27 protein-coding genes are annotated in these 20,593 nt (G+C 36.3%); 14 read left to right on the forward strand and 13 right to left on the reverse strand.

From position 1 onward, the window contains the following. Positions 1-215: 215 nt before the first annotated feature. A complete protein-coding gene (locus tag FFR48_RS04205) occupies positions 216-599 on the forward strand; it encodes a response regulator transcription factor (protein WP_236103985.1) in 384 nt (127 codons plus the stop codon). On the opposite strand, the gene FFR48_RS04210 is transcribed toward FFR48_RS04205, so the two are convergent. From FFR48_RS04210 to FFR48_RS04220, 3 genes are all read right to left on the reverse strand, one after another. After that, positions 588-1,241, reverse strand: coding sequence for a DUF6753 family protein (locus tag FFR48_RS04210; protein ID WP_096573086.1), 654 nt, complete (start codon positions 1,239-1,241; stop codon positions 588-590). The genes FFR48_RS04205 and FFR48_RS04210 overlap by 12 nt on opposite strands. 627 nt (positions 1,242-1,868) lie before the next feature. Then, positions 1,869-2,675, reverse strand: a complete 807-nt coding sequence (locus FFR48_RS04215) for a hypothetical protein (protein ID WP_137666486.1) — start codon at positions 2,673-2,675, stop codon at positions 1,869-1,871. Further along, complete coding sequence (locus FFR48_RS04220; protein WP_137666487.1) at positions 2,647-3,510, reverse strand: nucleotide-binding protein; 864 nt, start codon at positions 3,508-3,510, stop codon at positions 2,647-2,649. The genes FFR48_RS04215 and FFR48_RS04220 overlap by 29 nt, the downstream gene beginning before the upstream one ends. Positions 3,511-3,895: 385 nt before the next feature. Between FFR48_RS04220 and FFR48_RS04225 the strand changes: the two genes are divergently transcribed. Further along, a complete protein-coding gene (locus tag FFR48_RS04225) occupies positions 3,896-4,918 on the forward strand; it encodes an IS4 family transposase (RefSeq protein ID WP_096566207.1) in 1,023 nt (340 codons plus the stop codon). A gap of 57 nt (positions 4,919-4,975) precedes the next feature. On the opposite strand, the gene FFR48_RS04230 is transcribed toward FFR48_RS04225, so the two are convergent. Continuing rightward, positions 4,976-5,128: a DUF4158 domain-containing protein gene (locus FFR48_RS04230; RefSeq protein WP_137666488.1), complete on the reverse strand. Its 153-nt coding sequence runs from the start codon at positions 5,126-5,128 to the stop codon at positions 4,976-4,978. 204 nt (positions 5,129-5,332) lie between these two features. On the opposite strand from FFR48_RS04230, the gene FFR48_RS04235 reads away from it, so the two are divergent. After that, a complete protein-coding gene (locus FFR48_RS04235) occupies positions 5,333-5,803 on the forward strand; it encodes a tyrosine-type recombinase/integrase (protein WP_162501840.1) in 471 nt (156 codons plus the stop codon). Here the strand turns inward: FFR48_RS04235 and FFR48_RS04240 are convergent. The 4 genes from FFR48_RS04240 to FFR48_RS04255 form a co-directional block, all read right to left on the reverse strand. Continuing rightward, the gene (locus tag FFR48_RS04240) at positions 5,800-6,393 is read right to left on the reverse strand and encodes a hypothetical protein (protein ID WP_190651170.1); all 594 of its coding nucleotides are present in this window, start codon (positions 6,391-6,393) and stop codon (positions 5,800-5,802) included. The two genes, FFR48_RS04235 and FFR48_RS04240, sit on opposite strands and share 4 nt — an antisense overlap. 48 nt (positions 6,394-6,441) lie before the next feature. Next, the gene (locus tag FFR48_RS04245; protein ID WP_096573088.1) at positions 6,442-6,693 is read right to left on the reverse strand and encodes a helix-turn-helix transcriptional regulator; all 252 of its coding nucleotides are present in this window, start codon (positions 6,691-6,693) and stop codon (positions 6,442-6,444) included. 293 nt (positions 6,694-6,986) lie between these two features. After that, the gene (locus FFR48_RS04250) at positions 6,987-7,304 is read right to left on the reverse strand and encodes a hypothetical protein (RefSeq protein WP_096573089.1); all 318 of its coding nucleotides are present in this window, start codon (positions 7,302-7,304) and stop codon (positions 6,987-6,989) included. A 359-nt stretch (positions 7,305-7,663) separates the two neighbouring features. Continuing rightward, positions 7,664-8,032 carry a hypothetical protein gene (locus tag FFR48_RS04255; protein ID WP_096573090.1) on the reverse strand — a complete coding sequence of 123 codons (369 nt, stop codon included), beginning with the start codon at positions 8,030-8,032 and terminating at the stop codon, positions 7,664-7,666. A 460-nt stretch (positions 8,033-8,492) separates the two neighbouring features. Between FFR48_RS04255 and FFR48_RS04260 the strand changes: the two genes are divergently transcribed. The 5 genes from FFR48_RS04260 to FFR48_RS30515 all read left to right on the forward strand — a co-directional run bounded on the left by FFR48_RS04260 (position 8,493) and on the right by FFR48_RS30515 (position 11,956). Further along, positions 8,493-9,074 (forward strand): hypothetical protein, encoded by a 582-nt coding sequence (locus FFR48_RS04260; RefSeq protein ID WP_096573091.1) that lies wholly within the window; start codon positions 8,493-8,495, stop codon positions 9,072-9,074. Further along, positions 9,071-10,018 carry a hypothetical protein gene (locus FFR48_RS04265; RefSeq protein WP_190651173.1) on the forward strand — a complete coding sequence of 316 codons (948 nt, stop codon included), beginning with the start codon at positions 9,071-9,073 and terminating at the stop codon, positions 10,016-10,018. Before FFR48_RS04260 ends, FFR48_RS04265 begins: the two co-directional genes overlap by 4 nt. Further along, positions 9,987-10,481 carry a hypothetical protein gene (locus FFR48_RS04270; RefSeq protein WP_096573092.1) on the forward strand — a complete coding sequence of 165 codons (495 nt, stop codon included), beginning with the start codon at positions 9,987-9,989 and terminating at the stop codon, positions 10,479-10,481. The genes FFR48_RS04265 and FFR48_RS04270 overlap by 32 nt, the downstream gene beginning before the upstream one ends. Before the next feature lie 427 nt (positions 10,482-10,908). Continuing rightward, complete coding sequence (locus FFR48_RS30510) at positions 10,909-11,631, forward strand: DNA cytosine methyltransferase (RefSeq protein ID WP_096573093.1); 723 nt, start codon at positions 10,909-10,911, stop codon at positions 11,629-11,631. Then, positions 11,621-11,956 (forward strand): hypothetical protein, encoded by a 336-nt coding sequence (locus FFR48_RS30515; protein ID WP_096573094.1) that lies wholly within the window; start codon positions 11,621-11,623, stop codon positions 11,954-11,956. Before FFR48_RS30510 ends, FFR48_RS30515 begins: the two co-directional genes overlap by 11 nt. 152 nt (positions 11,957-12,108) lie before the next feature. Here the strand turns inward: FFR48_RS30515 and FFR48_RS04285 are convergent, their stop codons facing one another. Continuing rightward, positions 12,109-12,384 (reverse strand): hypothetical protein, encoded by a 276-nt coding sequence (locus FFR48_RS04285; protein ID WP_096573095.1) that lies wholly within the window; start codon positions 12,382-12,384, stop codon positions 12,109-12,111. 59 nt (positions 12,385-12,443) lie between these two features. Continuing rightward, complete coding sequence (locus FFR48_RS04290; RefSeq protein WP_096573096.1) at positions 12,444-12,950, reverse strand: DUF262 domain-containing protein; 507 nt, start codon at positions 12,948-12,950, stop codon at positions 12,444-12,446. A gap of 272 nt (positions 12,951-13,222) precedes the next feature. Between FFR48_RS04290 and FFR48_RS29270 the strand changes: the two genes are divergently transcribed. Further along, positions 13,223-13,555, forward strand: a complete 333-nt coding sequence (locus tag FFR48_RS29270) for a GIY-YIG nuclease family protein (protein ID WP_236103987.1) — start codon at positions 13,223-13,225, stop codon at positions 13,553-13,555. Between the two features lie 11 nt (positions 13,556-13,566). Here FFR48_RS29270 and FFR48_RS29275 read toward each other — a convergent pair whose 3' ends face one another. Both FFR48_RS29275 and FFR48_RS04305 read right to left on the reverse strand, forming a co-directional pair. Beyond that, positions 13,567-13,716 carry a hypothetical protein gene (locus FFR48_RS29275; protein WP_236103988.1) on the reverse strand — a complete coding sequence of 50 codons (150 nt, stop codon included), beginning with the start codon at positions 13,714-13,716 and terminating at the stop codon, positions 13,567-13,569. 218 nt (positions 13,717-13,934) lie between these two features. Further along, positions 13,935-14,072, reverse strand: coding sequence for a YHYH domain-containing protein (locus tag FFR48_RS04305; protein WP_096573097.1), 138 nt, complete (start codon positions 14,070-14,072; stop codon positions 13,935-13,937). A 679-nt stretch (positions 14,073-14,751) separates the two neighbouring features. On the opposite strand from FFR48_RS04305, the gene FFR48_RS04310 reads away from it, so the two are divergent. Both FFR48_RS04310 and FFR48_RS04315 read left to right on the forward strand, forming a co-directional pair. Continuing rightward, entirely contained in the window at positions 14,752-15,129 is a 378-nt protein-coding gene (locus FFR48_RS04310) for a Het-E N-terminal domain-containing protein (RefSeq protein ID WP_096570852.1), read from the forward strand. A gap of 19 nt (positions 15,130-15,148) precedes the next feature. Continuing rightward, positions 15,149-17,872, forward strand: a complete 2,724-nt coding sequence (locus FFR48_RS04315) for a c-type heme family protein (protein ID WP_096573098.1) — start codon at positions 15,149-15,151, stop codon at positions 17,870-17,872. 301 nt (positions 17,873-18,173) lie between these two features. On the opposite strand, the gene FFR48_RS04320 is transcribed toward FFR48_RS04315, so the two are convergent. Continuing rightward, positions 18,174-18,833 carry a hypothetical protein gene (locus FFR48_RS04320; protein WP_096572909.1) on the reverse strand — a complete coding sequence of 220 codons (660 nt, stop codon included), beginning with the start codon at positions 18,831-18,833 and terminating at the stop codon, positions 18,174-18,176. A gap of 187 nt (positions 18,834-19,020) precedes the next feature. Here FFR48_RS04320 and FFR48_RS04325 point away from each other — a divergent pair, with 187 nt between their 5' ends. From FFR48_RS04325 to FFR48_RS04335, 3 genes are all read left to right on the forward strand, one after another. Next, a complete protein-coding gene (locus tag FFR48_RS04325) occupies positions 19,021-19,263 on the forward strand; it encodes a hypothetical protein (RefSeq protein ID WP_096572910.1) in 243 nt (80 codons plus the stop codon). A 63-nt stretch (positions 19,264-19,326) separates the two neighbouring features. Further along, positions 19,327-19,689 carry a hypothetical protein gene (locus FFR48_RS04330; protein ID WP_137666489.1) on the forward strand — a complete coding sequence of 121 codons (363 nt, stop codon included), beginning with the start codon at positions 19,327-19,329 and terminating at the stop codon, positions 19,687-19,689. Positions 19,690-19,706: 17 nt separating this feature from the next. Next, complete coding sequence (locus FFR48_RS04335; RefSeq protein WP_096572912.1) at positions 19,707-20,495, forward strand: hypothetical protein; 789 nt, start codon at positions 19,707-19,709, stop codon at positions 20,493-20,495. Positions 20,496-20,593: the final 98 nt, after the last annotated feature.

Below are 20,593 nucleotides of genomic sequence, written 5' to 3' on the forward strand. Positions count from 1 at the left end.
TAACTTTTTTAGATTCTGCCAATTCCTTTTTATTATTATGTAGCTCTATTGCTTTCTCTATAAGTTGCTTTAGCTGTTCATAATGCAGTCCTAATAACCGTTGTGATTCTTCAGGATTATTATGAATTTACTCAACTATGTTGCTCATAATCTCAGGGTAGATGCACGATTTTACCTTGTTATACCATAATTTGATTCTTTTTCGGAGATGTCTAATGATAGCCAAAGAAAAGTTAGCAGAAGCTATTTATGTTACGTACAAAGAAGAACATTGGTTAGATTCTGCGATCGCTAAAATATTAATTCAAAATTTACACCCTCAAACTATGGCAGTTCTTCCCAGTATGAAAAAGAAACGAGTTTTCCACCAATATTCACTTAGTTCTAGGGAATTAGAGATTTTGCAGATGATTGCTATTGGTGATAGAAACAATCAAATTGCCAACAAACTTTTTTTGAGTGTAGGTACTGTGAGGTCTCATGTCCATCGCATCCTAACTAAACTCGATTGTCAAAATCGCGCTCAAGCTGCTACGAAAGCAATTGTAGAGGGACTGATAGATAGTCCAGAAACGAATCAAATCAGTTTAACGGCTTGATTTTGATTTTTGATTTAATTGGTCTAGATAACGTTGTCTTTCTTCGTTATTCACAACCCAGACCATACATCTGCCTTTTAATTGAGCTTTTTTTGCTCGACAAACACTCAGGTCAAAATCGTTCCACTTCATAATTTGACGAGCAAATTCTCCGTCTTTTGACTTAGCCCAATTCAGAATTTCCTGTTCTTCCACGGTCAAGCGAACTGGTTCTGTTAACCCTCTACCTCTCCAAAGGAAAAATATATTACCAGTCAGCATAACAATACCAAACAAACCAGATAATACCAGACCAGTGGCTATTAAAGGATTAAAGACGGATCTAGATTTTTTCTGTTCTGCTTTGCTTAACAAGGTTGATATTGCTTTGGCGATCGCGCTTTTTTGTTGAACAATGGCTACACTTGATGCTTTATCAAGTTTGTCATCTATTTCTGTTGTCCAACCCTCTACTACAGTGTTAAGTTTTCCTGGTATGTCTTCCATTAAGACCTCAAATTTACCCAGGGAACTTAACACCAAAAACAACGGATCTTTAGGATTGATACCAGAACGTCTAACTACATCTAGAACTTTCTGTTTAAAATGGTCTGACTGTCCTGCTAATGTTGTATCTAAAGTAGATTCTACAGATGTATTCATAAGCTAATGTTCGTTTTTAGATATAAGGTATCGGGTTTTTATACTAGTTAGCGAAAATAGGGCAACATATAAAAATTAATTGATAATTTTGATTAATAATATACATAATGCTTGTTGGATTTGTAATTGACTAATATAAAATATTTCGGTTTTCAAAAAACTTTGAAAATTAACTTGGATTAGGACTTATATCAATTCTGTATGATAGCGTAGCGTGTCATAGCCATAGATGTGCTGAATTAAAATAAACGAACCACAGAGGCACAGAGAAGCCAGTGCGTTGGGCGGGTTTCCCGACTTGTTAGCGTTCGCGCAGCGTGCAGTAGGCATAGCTCCTCTGAAAGAGGCAGCAACTGGCGCTACACAGAGAGAAAAGCTCAATCTAAAATTTGGCGCAGCCTCACAAAGAAATGGTATTACGTACAAGTCATGGAATAATGAATCATGAAGACATGAAGACATGAAGACACGAACGAAATAGAGTTTGAGAGATATTTTGCGTAAGTCCTGTTTTTTAAACATTTTGAGTCTCAATTTGTTATGATTCTAAATCTTTAATATTGATCAACAGATTCAATCCTTGAAACATAACTTGGTACAGTCTGTTTGTAATATTGAAACTAAAAATTAAAAATCGCCATTTAATTGATTTGATAAATCCAATGACGATGTAATGTTTAATAAACCCAATAATTCCTCAATATGTTTATTCTTGCTAATTTGCTCACTAAATTCTTCCATCCAGTTAAACACACGAGAACGGTTCATAAAATCTATCTCGTAATTTTGCACTGCATAACTATAAGGTGAATCCAAAGATTCTACTAATTCATAACTATCCCTCCATAACCTCCCCAAATACAATTCATTACCTCCATTTGCTTGGATATGCTGTTGGATATCAGAACCGTCATAGTAAGGAAATTCATCACCAAAATACAGATTTTTGATAATGATGTAATCCGCTTTATCGCCATAACAATTAAAAAGTTCTTGCAAATATTCTGTGCAATCTCGACGATATGATATTGGATGCACAAATGTAATGCGATAACCTAATTGTGCAATGGCATCCCACAGCATAACTTCTTGTGCAAATTGTCGGAACTCTTCAAAATTTTGTCCTGGTAAGTCACTCAAAGCTACTTGGACATCAGAAAAAGTTTCTAAATCAATTAATAATTGGTCTGCACCACCTTGGGTTAATGGCAATTGAGCAATAGGTAATAATAGCTGATAAGCATATAACTTATTGCGATTACCACTGTAATAAACTCTGAGATTTAGTTTTGATTCTAGATAAAGTTCAATCAACAATCGTGCTATAGTTGACTTACCTACCCTAGCATCACCAACTGTCATCACCAGTCGTTTAGGATTGGGGATAATCCTTGAATTATTTTGGTTATGCTGCTTGATCTGTGACGACTGCATTCTCTTTTATCCCCAATAATTGATTAGCAGTTAACACGCTTTGTTCAAACTCCTTCAACCAAGCTGAAACACGAGATTTGATGACAATGTTGGCTTCTTTATCCTCTAAAACTTGACCAAAAGTTAAGTTTTTCTCATCAATATAGTCATAGGGTTTGAAAAACAAATCTGGCATTTTAATTTCTACTGCACCAGTAGCTAAAAGTTTAGTCCGAGTATCGGAACTATCGTAGCGTTCAAATTTATCAGCTTCACCGTGAAAAAGATTTTTTACAACTACATAATCAACGCGATCGCCACAGTATTTGTGAAGAATTCGTAATATATTCACTGAGTCTTTTACCCTAGATAGTACACTCACCATTGTGACTCTGTATCCCAAGCCTTTGACAGCATCAAATACACCCAAGTCTTTCTCGAAATTCTCAAAAAACAGACCTGATTGGGCTGGTAAATCTACTAATACCAGTGGGGGAAGTTCTTTTTCTAAGTCTATTAGTAAGTCATCTGCACCACCTCTTGTAAAAATATCAAGTAGCTTTACTCCAGGTTGTGCTGAGTCGTAATGTCTATACAATTGGGCATTACGATGATCTGAGTCATAAGCTAAATACTTTAACTGTTTGTTGAGATATAAATGTAGTAATCCCCTTGCAAATGTGGATTTACCTACACCTCCTTTATCTCCTGTGATAATTACTATTCTTCCTGTTGGATCAGTTTGATTTTCTACTGTTTGATTATCTGTTGTTGCCTGTTGATTTTGTGTAGTGTCTTCATTTGATTGATTCTGTTCGTTTTCATTCACGGTTCTGAGTTTCCTTTTTCTAGTCATAAGTTAAGCTTTCAGTTGCTTAAATTCGCAAATGATTCAAAGTAAAAATAAATTTGCTGATCAATTTAGTTCAGTAGTTAATTTGAATTGTAAGTTTTATTTTGACTAATATTTATTGATTAATAACCTATCATTTGATGTAAACTTGATAGGCTTTTTGATATAATTTACTGTCGGTTATAGTTTTAATTTAATCGTAATGCTACTTCTTGGCTAGGTAATTAAGGTATTATCTAATTGCTTTTGTGGGTTAATTATAGCCAGTAATTTATGTAAATATGAAGTACAAAAGTACCAGAAGTGTTGAATGTTAAGAAATCTGTGATAAAAATAGCCCAAAATATATTAAAATTTGAGCAAGCTATATCAAAATATTGATTTGATCATGATTATAAATTCATTTCCCAAGATTGTCAAAGACATCCTCAAATCCTTGCCAAAAAATGATTATCCGGTTTTGAACACCCGTCTTTACGTTGAGTGTTGGTTGGGTTATGCCTTGGATAATAGTTTAACAAGTATGAGGGACTTATTTAAAAGATTAAACAATACAGGGATTGATGTAAGGATTTCGACTTTTTCCAAGGCTAACACACACAGAAATCAAGAAATCTTCCAAAAGATTTATCATCAATTGAATAAATTAGTCCAGAAAAAAGCTCACAAAAAGTTACATGATAAATACGCCATTTGTCCAATTGATTCTACAGTAATTACCTTAACAAGTAAGTTACTATGGGTTTTAGGACATCATCAAGTAAAACTTTTTAGTTCCCTCAATCTGTCAACAGGAAGTCCAGAAGATAATTTGATAAATTTTGGACATAATCATGATTATAAATTTGGTTCATCAATGATGTCTAATTTACCGCAAGATGCTGTTGGGGTAATGGATAGAGGTTTTGCGGGACTAAATTTTATGCAGGAATTAGTGCAAAAAGACAAATATTTTGTAGTGCGAATTAAGAATAATTGGAAACTAGAATTTGAATCGGGAACTGGATTAGTCAAAATCGGTTCAGCGAGTGATGCTCCCGCTTATAGGGTAGTTAATTTTTGTGATTTAGAAACTAAAACTGAATTTCGCTTAGTCACGAATTTACCGTCAGATGGAGAGGCAGCAGTTACAGATGATGAAATCAGGGATATTTACCGTTTACGTTGGGGAGTTGAATTATTATGGAAATTCTTAAAGATGCACCTAAAACTAGATAGATTAATTACCAAAAATGTTAATGGTATTGGCATACAAATTTATGCCAGTCTCATCGCTTATCTAATTTTACAACTTGTATCTGTTCCTCAAGAATGGGGTAATAAAATGTTAGATAAATTCCGCTATCTTCAAGCTTGTATGTGTCAACAAATTAGTTATGTTCATTGGATGGAAGATATCATGAGATGTTGACATTTTCACCCTTAATAGGACTACTATAACTGAATATGTAAACTTTTGTAACGACATTCAACATTTCTGGTTGAGAATATTACTTTCACCTTTAGTTGTAGCGTAAGCGAAAGCAATTTCACTTTTGTTAGGTGTATAAATTAGCGTCAGTTCTTTGGCGGTGAATTGACGTTTAAATCTTGGATAGGCGGTACGTTCTATTGATGCCACTTGTTAATATGAATATGTGTGTATAGTTTTTAGTTTCAAAAGATATATATCACTAACAAGCGATGAATCTTTGTTTCATGTATAGGAACATTACCAAAAAGAACTATTTTTGGGCAAGTTTTTAAGATGGAATTTGTGGGGAGTTGATTGTGTTGATGATTCTGTCAGAGTACCCAATTATCTTTTATGGGCAAGTTGGTTTTTATGACTCACAATTCTCCTCCTCTGAAAGTTCCCAACTTGGAAAAACGCACACGAGAACATTTGCTGCCCAATGAAGTGGAAGCTATGATTAAAGCGGCTTCAAGAGTGGGTAGGCATGGTTTGAGAGATGGGACTTTAATTTTACTGGCTTATCGTCATGGTTTACGGGTATCAGAATTGGTAACACTGAGATGGGAGCAGGTAGATTTTTCTAGTGGCACGATCTATATCAATCGGCTCAAGCATGGTCTTAGTTCTACCCATCCGTTACGTGCAAGAGAGTTAAGGTGGCTACGACAATTAAAACGAGAGTATCCTAATTCCCCTTACCTGTTTGTTTCTGAGCGTGGAACTCCGATGGCTGCTGCCACAGCTTTTAACATTATTAGGCGCTGGTACTCAGGCTGGCTTGGCGATAAGTGTGCATCCGCATATGTTACGTCATGCTTGTGGGTTTTATCTCGCATCTAAAGGTCATCTTCAGATTCAATTAACTTCTGTTGATTAAGATTTATATAGGCTTCTTTGAGTTCACTGCGTTGACGTTCACACTCAGATTTATAAAAGTTTAATTCTAATTGTAACTGCGGAAAATCAATAAGTTGTTGTTTTAATACATCGTTCTCAGTAATCAAATGTTTGATTCTGTCACCGGAAACAGTGGTATCGGCATTTTGGTAGGCAAGTTTGTAGATTGCGATCACCAACTGTCTCATAGAGTCCAAAAAATCACCGGGGATATCAGACTCATCGAGAACACCGTCATTAGAGAGTTCAAGAATTGCAGTGATGAGGTTGTTGTGGGTTTTGGATTGTTTGAGAACCGCGAGATTATCAGCCCGCCATTCCTTGAGTAAATAGCAAACAGTATCAGCACTGCCACCAATACCATAGATGTATTTTAAAGCAGATTGAACACTACGGGTAACAATACCGATCTGATTTTTTTGGAGAACAGCACAGGCGATGTCTAGCATTTCCCGTGTAATACTATTGTACTGTTTGGTTTCAATGTTAAATCCAGTGAGGTCAAGTTCCTGAAAAGTTGTTGGTAGTTTCATAAAGCACCTTACTCATTATACACAGTATGTAAGGTTAAGTTTACATTGTCAATGGGAATCATCCTCATGAGGAAAAGCCAAAGCAAGTTCGGTGAGGGTGCATTCAAGGATTTCGAGAACTACCAAAGTTTCAACAGGGGAGAATTGGGGTATTGCATGACCATTTACCCAAGCACTAACAGCCTGACGGGAAAGTTTACGACCGGAAATGGTACACCAGGCATTTTCTACGAGTTCAGCAAATCTTTCTTGACTTAAACCACGTCGCTTTAACAGTTTTACAAACTTTTCTTTTTTCATACCTCAAACCGTAAAACTGTTTTTTATGTCAAGTTCACTTTACATATTTATCCATGATAATTACATACAATAGTAAAAAATTTATTATGAAAATATAAAATTTCTATATCTTAATGGTTAGAAATTTTAACAGATGATTTGGAGTCTTAGAGGAAAAAGTCAGTAAATTCACCAATACACAACAAACCCCACCCATAAATGGATGAGGTCACGGAAACTGAACTCTTTTAATAAATGTATTTTTGCTGAATCAATAGGAACAACAATATCAGTCAATACCTTATGGGTATCCTCTAAGAATTTCTGATGACTTGAGCAATTGCTAACATGATATCTGATAATTGTTCTATAGAAGCAGACTGAATATTAAAGAAATTAGTAGCATTTACTTGCGATTGTCCAAATATTACCCTTAAACCACTGTCGCCCAATAACTGCTTAACCAGTTTTGCTTTGACATCTGCACTTACGCCAAAAGTTAAGTATTCTAAAAGATGAGATTTTTGCTGATTATCTAGTTTATCAGCTAAATTTTTGATCACACTAGTAATAGCTACCTGGTCTAAATTATGGCACTGACTAAGGATTTGATTTAGTTGATCTTGGCTCATCCTAATTGCTCTCTATTTTTCTAATGTTGACTTGCATAAAGTTATTGGCACTGTAAAATTATAGCTTTTGATTCTAGGAATACCCTATCAACACTATTGCTGACTCAATGTTTGCAATCCTAAATTGGTAAGAAGTTGTACTATTATGTACTTATATCATCATATAATATTTTGATTAAATTTTTAAACTTAATACTATTAATAGTATTTTTACTGCTTTCTTGACAAGTCTTAGCATATATTAAACTTATAGTCTAAATACTTAGAATTTATTGTTTTATATCAGCATATAAGTAAAAGACTACAAATTACTGAATATTATTCCTAACCACAAATAACTCAATAATTATGGTATTTGTTTAAACGTAAATATTTTTACTATTACTCCGCATAGACAAGGCTATAGCTTCAGCAATATCGGCTCTGTCATCACCATTCAATAACGGAATCAATTGCGCTATTTGTCTACCTTTCAAATATTTCACCATTTCTTCTGGTTTAACTTCAGTTTTTATCCCCAGTTTTGTCATTGCTTCTTTCCGAATATCCTCATCTAAGCAATCCAGAATGTCAAAATAAAATTCTGTCATGATGTCATGCTGTTTCCCAGATATCAAGCGTGAAATAACAGCAGCATTCACACCGGATTGTTGCGCTATATGTGATGCTTTTGTTCCCCGCGCGATCGCTTTTTTTAGGGCATCTACCAAAATTTCTATACGAGTCATTTGATTTATTTAAATAAATGGTATATTATTTAATTGTATCAAGATCCTGATGCTTTGCCAACAGTACCACGAAAGTATCGGACTCATTGAGCGTATAACTTAGAAATTTCCATAAGTTACACATCACTAATTTTAATCTAATTACTTTTAGTTTGCAACGGGGGGCTGAAATTAAATGTAAGAAAATACCTTAACCATAACAGTGGCTAAGGCAAAAAATCAAAAATTAAAATTTCTTAATTACCATTATGAACCATAAACAGGAATTGTTCTACTGTCTTCAGATAGAACTAAGAGATTTTTTACCCTTTTTTGGCAGGTTTTCTGTTACTTCCCATAGTTTCCTGCAAGTTTCCGCAGGATTAAGCAGGTTGCCGACTTTGGTGATAGCTTGCGTGGCGTAACCATACTGACTCAGCTTTTTTCTACCACTATTATTTAAACAAGTTAAGGTGCATTTATGACAACAACTATCGCGCCTAAACCCAATCAGCATTACCGTCTGTCGTTAGCGAAAGCAATCCAGGACTACAAAGACGGAATCATTACCGCCACCGGTCTTGTTTACTATGCTGTTGGGATTTTCCGTGCGCCGGGGCAAAAACTGCGTATCAAAGATGTTGAAGTTTTCTGTGAAAAGATTTGTATATCAGTTAGCACATTTTATAAGGCTATCAGCAAATTAAAAGAACAGGGGCGAATAGACTGGCTGGAAATAAATAGTAGGGAAAACATGGAGTTTATTGTCCGCGATAACCTCAAGTCTCAGCTAGGCGGACTAACGAAAGTCACAACCCCTGCTGGTCGAATTGATTTATTAACCGACACTGAAATCATTGAAGTCAAACGGGTTAAAGACTGGAAAGCTGGCTTAGGTCAAGTTCTTATTTATTCAGGATTCTACCCAGAACACCAAAAACGTCTGCATTTGTTTGGCACTGCCGAATATGAACAACAAATACCTAATATTGCTGCTTCTTGTGTTGCTTTTGATGTGTTAGTAACTTTTGACCAAGTAACATTTGCGGAGTTGGGTTCATGACAAAGCGGAGAATGGGTAATCGCAAATTTTGTCCTCTGACCGCCCAAACCGCTAAGGACTGGTATCAAAAAAAATACCTTTCTACTCCTGGTTATTTGTTGGTGATCAAAGAGATTTTAAGACCTCCGGGCATAGCCCTCAAAATTGACAATATCTCAGAATTTTGTACGGAATGGGGAATCAGCAGATCCGCCTTTTATCGAGGAATTAGCACCATTTCCTCTAACAACGATGGTAGTTGGGAAACTACGGGTTCAATCATCATCAAAACCGACTCAATTACTGATGACTTTGATGATTTCGATTCGCCAAAACCATCAGATCCTAGTCCAGAACCCGGTTCTAACAATGATTCTCAGTCTGTCCCACCACCGGAACAACTGTCCCACGCATGGGACACAGAATCCCACACACGGGACACAGAATCCCACACGCGAGACACAGAATCCCACACGCGAGACACAGAATCCCACGCACGGGATAAAAACACCGCAGAACCTTTAACACAAAAAAGCTGTGGCTCTCTACAGACATTACAGACATTACAAACTTATAAAGACTCTCTCTCAGACTCAGAAAGAGAAAGTTTTGAAAATTTTTGTTTGGCTCAGGTCAAAAAGTTACCGAACCCCCCAACATTCCCGCAGAAGTTGATTGAAAAACAATGGGAAGATTTGCGATCGCAGTGGGAGAAATCCCAAGGCAAAGTTTCAGCAGCACAGACCATGAAATGGCAAAACCACCCACTTAGGGAACAATGGCTTACCAGAATACGGGTGATTGGGCATTACTCGTTTATGTATGAGATTGCAGAAGAAAGAACGGAACGCACCAGTTTTTATGAATGGGCTAGTGCCAACAATTTGATTTGGATTCCAGGTTGGGAAAAAGAAGCAGAGGAGGGTTTAAAAAATGAACCAGGATATGGAACTACCGTTTTTTGACAGGATGCCCCTAGAACCTCCACAACAACAGGAAGACAAGGAAATCTTTTATCCTAAATGGTCTTGTTTTTGTTGTCATGATTACGGCGTAATTTACAGCACCCTAGTTAAACGAATCATACCTGGATACAAAGAAAATGAAGATAAATGGCCAATGTGCCAAAATCCGGGGTGCAACGCCTTTAATAAAAGGTTTGGGGCAAATGTAAGCATGAACAATTTTGATACTCGGTTTTCTAGTTTGATATGTCAGAAGTTGGATTTAATCGAGCGCCAGGGGTGGCAGGAAACTGTGGAAACCCAACGGATTAACAGAAAACTCAAAGAAGCCTACAACAAAGTCAAAATGTCTGGTTGTCAAGACCGCACAGAAAATCAAAACCAAGAAATCGAGCAGCGCAAACAAGAAATCGAAAACTACGACTGGGCAGGTGCTTCAAAGGCATACTTAGGAGATGACTAACTATGAATACTTTGCTTGCTACACCCTGGAATTACCGTCAATCCTGGAATGATGGTTTATGTTCCTACGATGGTCACACTATCTTCTGCGAATACGGAGTTATCACTGTCACCGATTACATCAAACAACGATATTTAAGTCCTGTTTGGTTTCTCAATCAACTCAGTGAACATTGGCAATTGTTGGGGGCGATCGCCTTATTCCTCAGTGACGGTTCAGCAGCTTCAACACAGGAACTAAGTCAAGCTTTGGGTGTTGAGTTGTCAGCTATCAGTAATGCGGTGGAACTGGGGTTTACCATTGGGTGGTTTGAGGTCAGTGACAAAGTTAGTTTGATTTTCTTAGAGGAAAAATGCGACAACTCGACTTATGCTCCGGCGTTGGTGCAGGTTTTGGAATTGCAGGACTCCAGACAGGATGAGAACTTGTGGGTGTCTGTGAAACCGATAACTACTGTGCAGACATCCTTTCAAAACGATTCCCCGGTATCCCCAACTACGGAAACGTGCGAAGCATACCAGTTAGGGAAATCCGAAAACAGGGAGTTGATGTCATCACCGCTTCCCCACCCTGTCAACCATTTTCAGTCAACGGTAAACGACTTGGTGCAGCCGACGAGCGAGACTGTTTCCCCGCCGTTAAACGTGCCATTGAATCAATCAGACCCGAGTTCTTTATTATCGAAAACGTCCCCGGATTGCTCAGTTGCAGACTCAAACCAGGAAGTCAAGCTCTCTATTTCCAGCAGTTTCTTAGACAAATTACCAAGCTCGGCTACGATGCGGAATGGCTTTGTGTATGCTCAGGAAACTTTGGCGCACCCTTCCTTAGAGAACGATTACTTTTGGTTGGAATCTCCCGCCGCCTTGTCATCAACTGGGAAAACACGACCCCCTGGACAGAGCAAGTTAGAAACACAATTAAAGAAGCTGGGATTATTACCCAAAGGCGAGGTGCTAAACCCGGTTATCCTCAGCGATTGGTACGATATCCCCAAGAGTTGGCTAGACCCCTTGGAGTCCCGTCCGGCAACGGCACTGTTAGAAAACAAAGACAGGCAGCAGGAAATCTTCTTGACCCCAGAGTTGCATCTGTCGCTGTCTCCAGAGTCCAGTACCTCTCAACTATCGCCGGAGTTGGTGACTACTGAAAAATTCTTAGAGGAAAGTTTAAGTACGGATAAATCCCGTGCCTGTGGTTGTTTGTATCAGTACATTGAAAACAAGAAATTAAAAGATGGCAGAATCGCTAGTTATCCCCGTGTTGATGGAACAAGAGATAAGCATAATTATTTACATTGGCGTTGGGGGTATTCTTGGGAGGAAAAGATTGATGGACAATGGAAAAACCGTTCTGTGGGAGTCCCTGCCAAAATCGCTCACACTGTCGCCACCATGATCAGTAAAGGTTATTGTGTACGGGAAATCAAAAACTTTATCACACTCAGTAAAAACAAGGGGAAATCCAATAAATAATATTTTTCCTCTAAGAATTTTTGTTAGGTAATTCCCCAGCACTAAATTAGACTTGGTATCTCAATAAAAAAACTCCCAAAAAGGAAGTTTATGTAGTATTAAATTTGTACTGCTTGTCTTTGCTGTAGCGGTATCTGTGGTTGTGGCATATTTTACTCGACTTTATCATCAGAGTTATTTCTGATTCTGTCAGCGATCGCCCCCCATAAATCAGCTATTTCATCTTTACTATTAAGATTAAATTGGTAAACAGTATTAGCATGAACCTGAGAATTTCCCATTGTAATCGTACAACTATTATCGTCTTTGACAGGCAATAATTTTTTAACTAACTTGGCTTTTTCGTCTATTGTCAAATGTTCCAATGCCTTTTCTAAAAATGCTAACTTTTCTTCACCACTTAATTTGTCGTAATGATTTCTGTCCATTGGAAAACCCTAGATATAATGTTATTATATTTTACCTGATGTTAATAGATTATGGTAAATTATTGAATTTGTTCAAAACGAATCCGGTGATATAGATTGGATACAATTTCAGATGATGTACCCCTTAAAATCAGATGTAAAGTTAACTTAGTTTCCTTAATCCTGCGTTGCCAACGTGGTGTGAGTTGACTAAAATACTTACCATGCAAATCGCCAAAATAGTCTAAACCATCTAATGTGAAATCCTGGTTTATAAATTCTTTAAATGTAATAATTCTTTGTGTACCATCTATAATCACCCATTGTTCATCATTGGTAGCATCAATATAAAAGACAGACAAAGGTAACTGTAACAACAAGGATTCAATTAATTTACCTTTAGCTTGGGTATTCCAAATATGTTGATTGTGAGGGAACTCAGCAGGAATTAAACGATTGTTCACAAATCTATCAACAACCTGTTGCACCGTCATAATTTTAGTTCCCATACTAATGTTAGCAGGGTCTAAGGATGTAGTGCGTTTTCGGGTTTCTTGGGGTTCAAAAGAGTAGTGGGATTGGGGCATAATGAATAAAAGTATAGTAAAATAAAAGCATAAAAGATTATAATATGATTATGAAACAACTGAGTTTATTTGGGAATACCGAATACAAAATATTAAGAAACCAAAAACCAGTGATGGATGCTGAATTTTTACAACAGTGGAAATCGCGGGTGTTTAATTATTAACAAAGTATTAGAAACAGTGAACCACCAAAGCAGGTAACTTTATTTGATGTTGTACCATCTCACTGTAACCCTGACACCATAGATCCGTTTAAATTGCAATTACAATCAATGGCATTTTACCGGATGCCTGATGATTACGGACAAGCAGCCCTGTATTTTATCATTGATAGTGCATCTGAATTATTATTGTACATTGGGGAAACAAAACACAGTAATAAAAGGTGGAAGGGGGTTCATGATTGTAAGAGCTATATTGAAAATTATCAAGAATTACATCACCGTTATCAACTACAAACAGCAGTGAATATCGCGTTTTGGTGGGATGCCCCAGTGGAGAGAAAACCACGTCAAGATTTAGAACAAGCGTTAATTCAAATGTGGCGATCGCCATTCAACAAAGAAATGTGGGAACTGTGGGGTCAGCCTTTTGGAAATTTTTAGAGGAAAAATAATTAATTGGGGTCATTCCTGCCAATTCCTAGCTGACGCAATTTAACTTTAACATCTGCCCAATCAGAACCACAGTAGTAATGTTGTTTATCTCGAATATTGGCAATATAATAACCGTTTTTACCACCGTTGACTCTGAATAATTCAATCAATATCTTAGCTTTGGTTAATCCATTCCTTTATAAAGTTGAATCTAAATCAGTAGCAATTCCATGAGCATTATAAAACACCTTGCCTGGATAAAAAGACCAGGTAGTGCCTTCGCGGTGATAAATTTGCAGGTAGAGAGGGGAATAAATTGATTGAGTCATGAAAGCATTGTAAACAATCAAAATCAGGGACTCCCCAAACAGAAATCCCAGAGTTACTGTTAATGACAGTGATACCCACCGGTTCTAGAATCATGGTGACACCCCGCACTATTGGTTCTGCCAGAATGGGCAAATGCTGGACTTACTGCTGCTACCAATACCATTGCTACCAAGGGCAATACTACTAACTTTTTCATGATGTTTTGTAAATAAATGTAACTACTGCACAATAACATCAATGTTGACGGGAAACCCAAAGAACATTAAAACTTTAAAAACAATGAAATACTATGTACATTCACTTAAATGGAGATTCCCAACTTAAACATTGTGGTGGTACTGAGAAATTCTTAGAGGAAACGTCAATATGATATTTAATACCAGGGTAATTACTGGGAAATTTTCTTAGAGGAAACCATAAATTACAATTTAGCAGTGAGATTGGGGGAATTAACAGCTAAGGAATTTGGAGAGTTGGCAATAGTGCAAGTGCTGACTCGTCAGTTCGCTTTGCTAACCGTAGATATTTCTATTCCTATTTAACAAAGGAATTTAAAAACTGTAAGGGCAACCTTTATAAATATTGAAACAATAAAAACAGGGATTACCACAGCAAAAATTCCCTGGAATTAATATCTATCACAATTTGACTAACTTAAATAATAATTTTTTATATAATTTTGCTGTTTTTGATACTTTTTAAATTTCTTGGAAATTATTCAGGATTATAGTGTAAACCCTTGGAAATTATTAGATGTGTAAATTGGGTGTTTCGGATTAATGCGTTCATAATCAAAATCATTCGTTAGATGTATTTTATTGTGCAATAAAGTTGAGACAATTAGTAAAACCTATTAAAAATAAGGAGATGATTTCATGGATTCTATTTCTCTTATTCTCACAGCCTTAGTAGCTGGCACAGCCAAAACAGCGGGTAGTGTAGTTCAAGATACTTATGAAGGATTGAAAGCTTTAATTAAACGTAAATTTGAGAACCAAGGTAAATCAGGTTCAGTGACTATTCTGGATAAGTATGAACAAAAACCTGAAAAAACAAAAGCTCTTTTAGAAGATGAATTAACTGAAGTTGGTGCTGATAAAGATGAGGAAATTATTAAATTGGCTCAAAAGTTAATGGAGCAATTAAATCCTCAAGAATCAGCAGAGGGAAAATTTAGTGTTCAAATTTCTGGAGGAAAAGTTCAGGGTTTGACACAGCAGAATACTGGTACAATTAATCAAAGTTTTAGTTAATTTATGGAGTGATTATAACATGAATGATGATAATGTTGTTAACATTTATGGTAGTAATATTCAAGGGTTTATTCAAGAAAATAATGGTACTGTCTCTCAATATTTCATTTCCCAAGTATCTGAGTTATTTAATGGACAAACATCTGGTATACAACAACCCTTAACTTCGGTAGAATATGGACACAGGAAAGTTTTACTCAGTAAAGTTAAAGAATATTGGATCGAAGGTGTTTTAGAAAAATCAGTGCATACGCAGGCCATGATTGAACTTGGTCTAGAAAAACGATTAGATGTAATAGAGCGCCCATTTAGTGGTTTTGAGGAAATACCAGAAGATTCCAGACAAATTTTGCCTACGGGAAGCGATGCAAGTGATTTCTTTAATCAGATAGGAGAAGGACGAACTCTACTTATTTTAGGAGAACCAGGAGCAGGTAAAACCATAACGCTCTTGAAATTAGCACAGAATTTAATTACTCGCGCTGAGTCAAATTTGAGTCAGCTAATTCCAGTAGTATTTAATTTATCTTCTTGGGGAAGTAAAAGGCAAACCATTGAAGATTGGCTGCTACAAGAACTTTGGAGTAAATACCAAGTTTCCCAAGAAATTGCTAAAGACTGGGTTAAAAATCAAAAATTACTACTGTTACTAGATGGTTTAGACGAGGTAAAGACTGACCTGCGGGAAGCCTGTGTTGAAGCTATCAACCAATTTATACAAACGCATGGACTGACTGAAATGGTGGTCTGTAGTCGTATTGCTGATTATGAAGTTCTTTCTAACCGTTTGCGATTACGAGGCGCGATCTACATCCGTTCTTTGACTCCTGAGCAGGTTCATCAATATTTGGATACTGCTGGTCAACAACTAAGTGCAGTTAAATCTTTGTTGAAAGATGATACCACACTGCAAGAAATAGGTAAATCTCCTTTGACACTAAGTGTTATGACCCTGGCTTATCAAGGTAAACAGGTAGAAGAAATACTTCAAACAGGTTCACTAGAAGAGCGTCGTGAACATCTATTCAATGCTTATATTGAGCGGATGTTTAAACGAAAGGGAGTTAATCAGAAATACCCAAAAAATCGGGTAATACATTGGTTAAGTTGGTTGGCACAAAGAATGTTTCAGACTTCTCAATCTTACTTTCTAATTGAGAAAATACAGCCTAATTGGTTGCAGTCTAATGTTCAAAAAAGACTTTACAGAATTGGAACTATTTTAATTGGGATACTGGCTATTGGATTGATATTATTTTTAGTTCATTTTCTAGATTTATATAATGATAAAATTAACATTTTTAATGTCTTAACCATAAATGCAATAATGTGGGGTTTAGTTTTATGGTGGACTTTTGGAAATTACAAAGCAGAAATAGAAACTTTTGAAACTTTGACCTGTCCTTGGAAAAAAACACGAAAAGATTTGCTTAATGGATTAACCTATGGACTAAGGTGGAGTTTAATTTTGTCTCCAATGGGTGTATTATGGTGTTATTTAACTTGGAAAACCCCAAAATGGCCAAGCGGTTACGAGAAAATAGTAATATTTGGATTAATTTTGGGATTAATCTTTGCACTGATTATAGGATTGATTTGTGGGTTGAGAGGCTCAGAAATAGAAACAAAAACTATTCCAAACCAAGGGATTTGGACATCTGCTCGCAATGCAATAATTATTGTATTACTTAGCTGGTTAATTTTGTTTCCAATTATTTTTATATTTTTTCCTAAAGGGTTGCAATCAAGAATTTCGATAATAAGTTGGGGACTGATGTTAGGGTTGTTTTTTGGAGGTGGTATAGCCTGTATCCAACACTTCAGCTTACGTTTTATCCTCTGGGGTGAAGGTTTGATTCCTAATAATTTAACTCATTTTCTAGACTATGCCACTGAGCGCATTTTTCTACAAAAGGTTGGTGGTGGCTATATCTTCATCCATAGGATGATACTGGAACACTTTGCAACGCGAATCAATTCTACACAATCCGAAATAAGAAATGCCTATAAAGCTATAAAAATCATTCTTGTTGGGGGAGCGATTATTGTTATTGGTCTAATTTATGGCAATATTTGTTTAAATTCTGCGGAGTTTCAACTGAAATCCCAAGCAAATATGTTAATTTCAGCGATGGATTCGGTTCGCAAATATCATAATGATTATATTACACCTTTATTAAAAACACAATCAGAACAAAAATTTTTACAAGAATCAATTCCAATGTTTGCAGTAAATCAAGTATTTGATATATTTACTAGTGCCTATAAAAATAATTATGGAGATTATATTTATAAGTCCGCGATGATTAATCCGACTAATCTCAAGAATAAAGCTACACTTGAAGAAATCAAAATTATTGACACACTTAAACAACAAGATTTAGATACTCAACGACAGCCAGGATTGCAGAACATTGATCAAGGATATTTAAATATAAATGGTAATAAATATTTCTATATATCTCGCCCTATCAAAATTACTGATAAAAGTTGCTTGAATTGTCATTCGACTCTAGATAAAGTACCTCAATCATTACAACTTCTCTATAAACAGGGTAAATATCTTGCTAATCAAGGTTTGAACTGGGAATTTAATACAGTTATCGGAACTAAGATTGTGTATGTTCCTACCAGCCAAGTATATAAAGTAGCTCAAAGAGATTTTATAATTTTTCTAGCAGTTTTTATTGTCATATTTTGTATAGTGATAGTTATTATGAGCATTTTACCCAGCAGTTTTTAAAAGTTTCTTTTCAGGTTTCCCCTAAAAATTGCTAAGGTGATCGCATATTGAACATCATACCCAAGCCGAGATATGTGTAATTTCCTGCAAGATGGTCTAGAAACCCTTGTGATATCTACATTCTAGCCTTAGCGTACAATTTACCCTTTTTGGTGCGGCGGCGATGATTGTTAGGGTTTTCCTCTAAGAATTTTGTGAATTGGGTTTTCTTATGGCGATCGCCTACGGTGTGTGTTGTTAATAAAGTTCAACTATCTTTAAAGTTTCCCCCAAGAATCCCCAAATCCCCAGTGTTCACCGTTTAATTAAAACCATCACGTCGCAAGTCCCAAGGCAAAGACCGTCTACCCTGCTTTAAAATTGATTCATAACCTTCAGGAGAAAGCCAAGAACCGTCTTCTAACTGTACATAATCATTTGGTACTTGTTCTGGTGGTGTGGAAGCTGGCAGAGTCCAGGGGCGTTTGGGTTTGATATCAAAAATTAATTGCAGTTGCTCTTGAAGAATAGTGGAAATCATAGTGGCCAGTTCTTCCTTGTTAATCAAGACGTGAGAACCCGTATTGATTGGGGCATACCCGGTTTGTGACCAGATATAGACCCTTAGCCCAGCCTTGGCAATCATGCGATAATTATTAACTGCTATTTGTTTACCTTTATACTTTCTTGCTTCCAGTGCGTAATATTCCAGGACTGCATGACAAACTTCGTCAATAATAAAAACTTGACCGGATCTTTCATTCGTCAACAGCCTCCAGTCATTACCAGCATAGGGTTTCAGCGCAGTTTGAAGATCGTTCGCCAACGGGTCAGAATTACTTATTTGGTTTAGAAATTTGGTAATAGTAGATTTATCTACCCCACAAAACTGAGCTAAAGCTGTTACACTCATGCCACTGACACCATCACTAGAACGGGTACAGTAACTTTGGTCTGGGTTGGTTTTCTCTATTTGTGTCATGATCTAATTAACCTTTGTATGAGGTTTGGGCGATTGCAACTTCTTGGCGGGAGGGCGGTCGCCTTTGTTATAACTATTATCTCTAATTTTATGGTTTTTATACAGATAAAATACGTAAAAAAATGTACAATAAAAAATAGCTGATGTATTTTGCTTTAATAAAGGCGTAAGTATAACAATAGCCATTGTGGGAAGACCAAGAAGAAACCGATTAACCGACCGTGTTAATTACAAACTTGATAGGGACATTAGAGAAATTTTGTCACTAATAGCCGAGCGTCAAGGTAGAACCGAGGGCGCACAGGTCGAGCAAATGATTCTTTTTTACGAAGCCTGTCAACGTTTGAATAATGAAGGTGAATCCATCACAATGGATGCCATTAACGCCAAAGTTAACCAAATATGGGATGAATTAATAGCTAATGAGTAAACTTTATCTAGTTATCAGAGATTTTACTGTATTTGATTTTTCCTCTAAGAATTGTACTGAGATATGCTAGAACCACCAACGCTCAATAAATTCCAGGAAATCTGGACAAGCCAGAACCCCCAATATCTGAATACACCTTGGAAACAATGGTTGTATAATATATATCAACAGGGTACTTTACATTTAATCACCAACAGACAAGAAGCTGCTTTAGACAGGGATATCAATAAACTTCTTGATATTGCTGAATTGGGGTGTCAACAAAAACTGTTAAATGAGTATTTAAAACTCAGTCAAAAACCAATGTACCAAAATTCCTATATTGCTTGTGATTATTTAGCAAATGCCTATGATTACATCAGCAGCGCACAGTATTTGTTGATATTATCTTTGGGGGTAGATATCAATATTTTTGAAGATTTTTAAGAGTCAGGGTATAGGTTATGCAGTACGCAATTTTCACAAAAATCGGTGGTGAATTAATACCAGCATCAAAAGCCGATTATCAAGATTATTATGGGTTTCTTAAATGCCCCGTATGTAATGAACCCGTTTTCTTGAGAAAATCACATTTACGAAATGGTAAGGAAATCACTGCTAGTTTTGTACATCATAAAGCAGTACCAGAAATTAGTACCTGTGAACTCAGGGTAGGCAATTATAGTAAAGAAGATATTGAAATCTTTGCAGCCAAAGCCAGAAACCAGAGATTACAAAAACTAAATATTAGTATGTGGAAATACTTGAAAACTAATATGTCTGTACACTTCAGGGGTTATAATCAGGTAAAAGACAAGACTAAGGGTAATCCAGCTTTTGAGTTTTTGTTAAACTATGCTGATGAGTGTTTAATGAACAACAGTGATTTAATTGTTGATGAATTTATCCCTGTTCTCGGTAAAATGCTTAAAACCCAAGATGATGATATTGGTATAATCAAACAAACATTAGGTCAGTTCAATGAGTTTCTGAATGATTTAAAATCAGACTGGGAACTGCACGAAAAAATAACCAAAGAAGCCGCCAAATTGTTTTTGTCACCAGCAATGAAAGAAATTAGATATCGGGTATTAACAGTGCTTTGTTACCCTGGAAATATGCAATTATTGGACAAGGATTTAGTAGAATTAAAAATGGGAACAGAGAAATGGCAGCAAATTTTTGGTAATTATTTGAATCAACAAATATGTTTGATTTTCTTGAGTGTTAATTGGATAAAATTGTTAGCATAGTTCTGGATTCCAGGTTTCTGTGGATTGGCGATCGCCTACCACATTAATATTAGTACAGTTGCTTGCTCAACAAACAAATAAACAATAAAAACCAACAA

The sequence above is a fragment of the Sphaerospermopsis reniformis genome (genome assembly GCF_005402885.1).
GTDB classification, from domain to species: domain Bacteria; phylum Cyanobacteriota; class Cyanobacteriia; order Cyanobacteriales; family Nostocaceae; genus Sphaerospermopsis; species Sphaerospermopsis kisseleviana.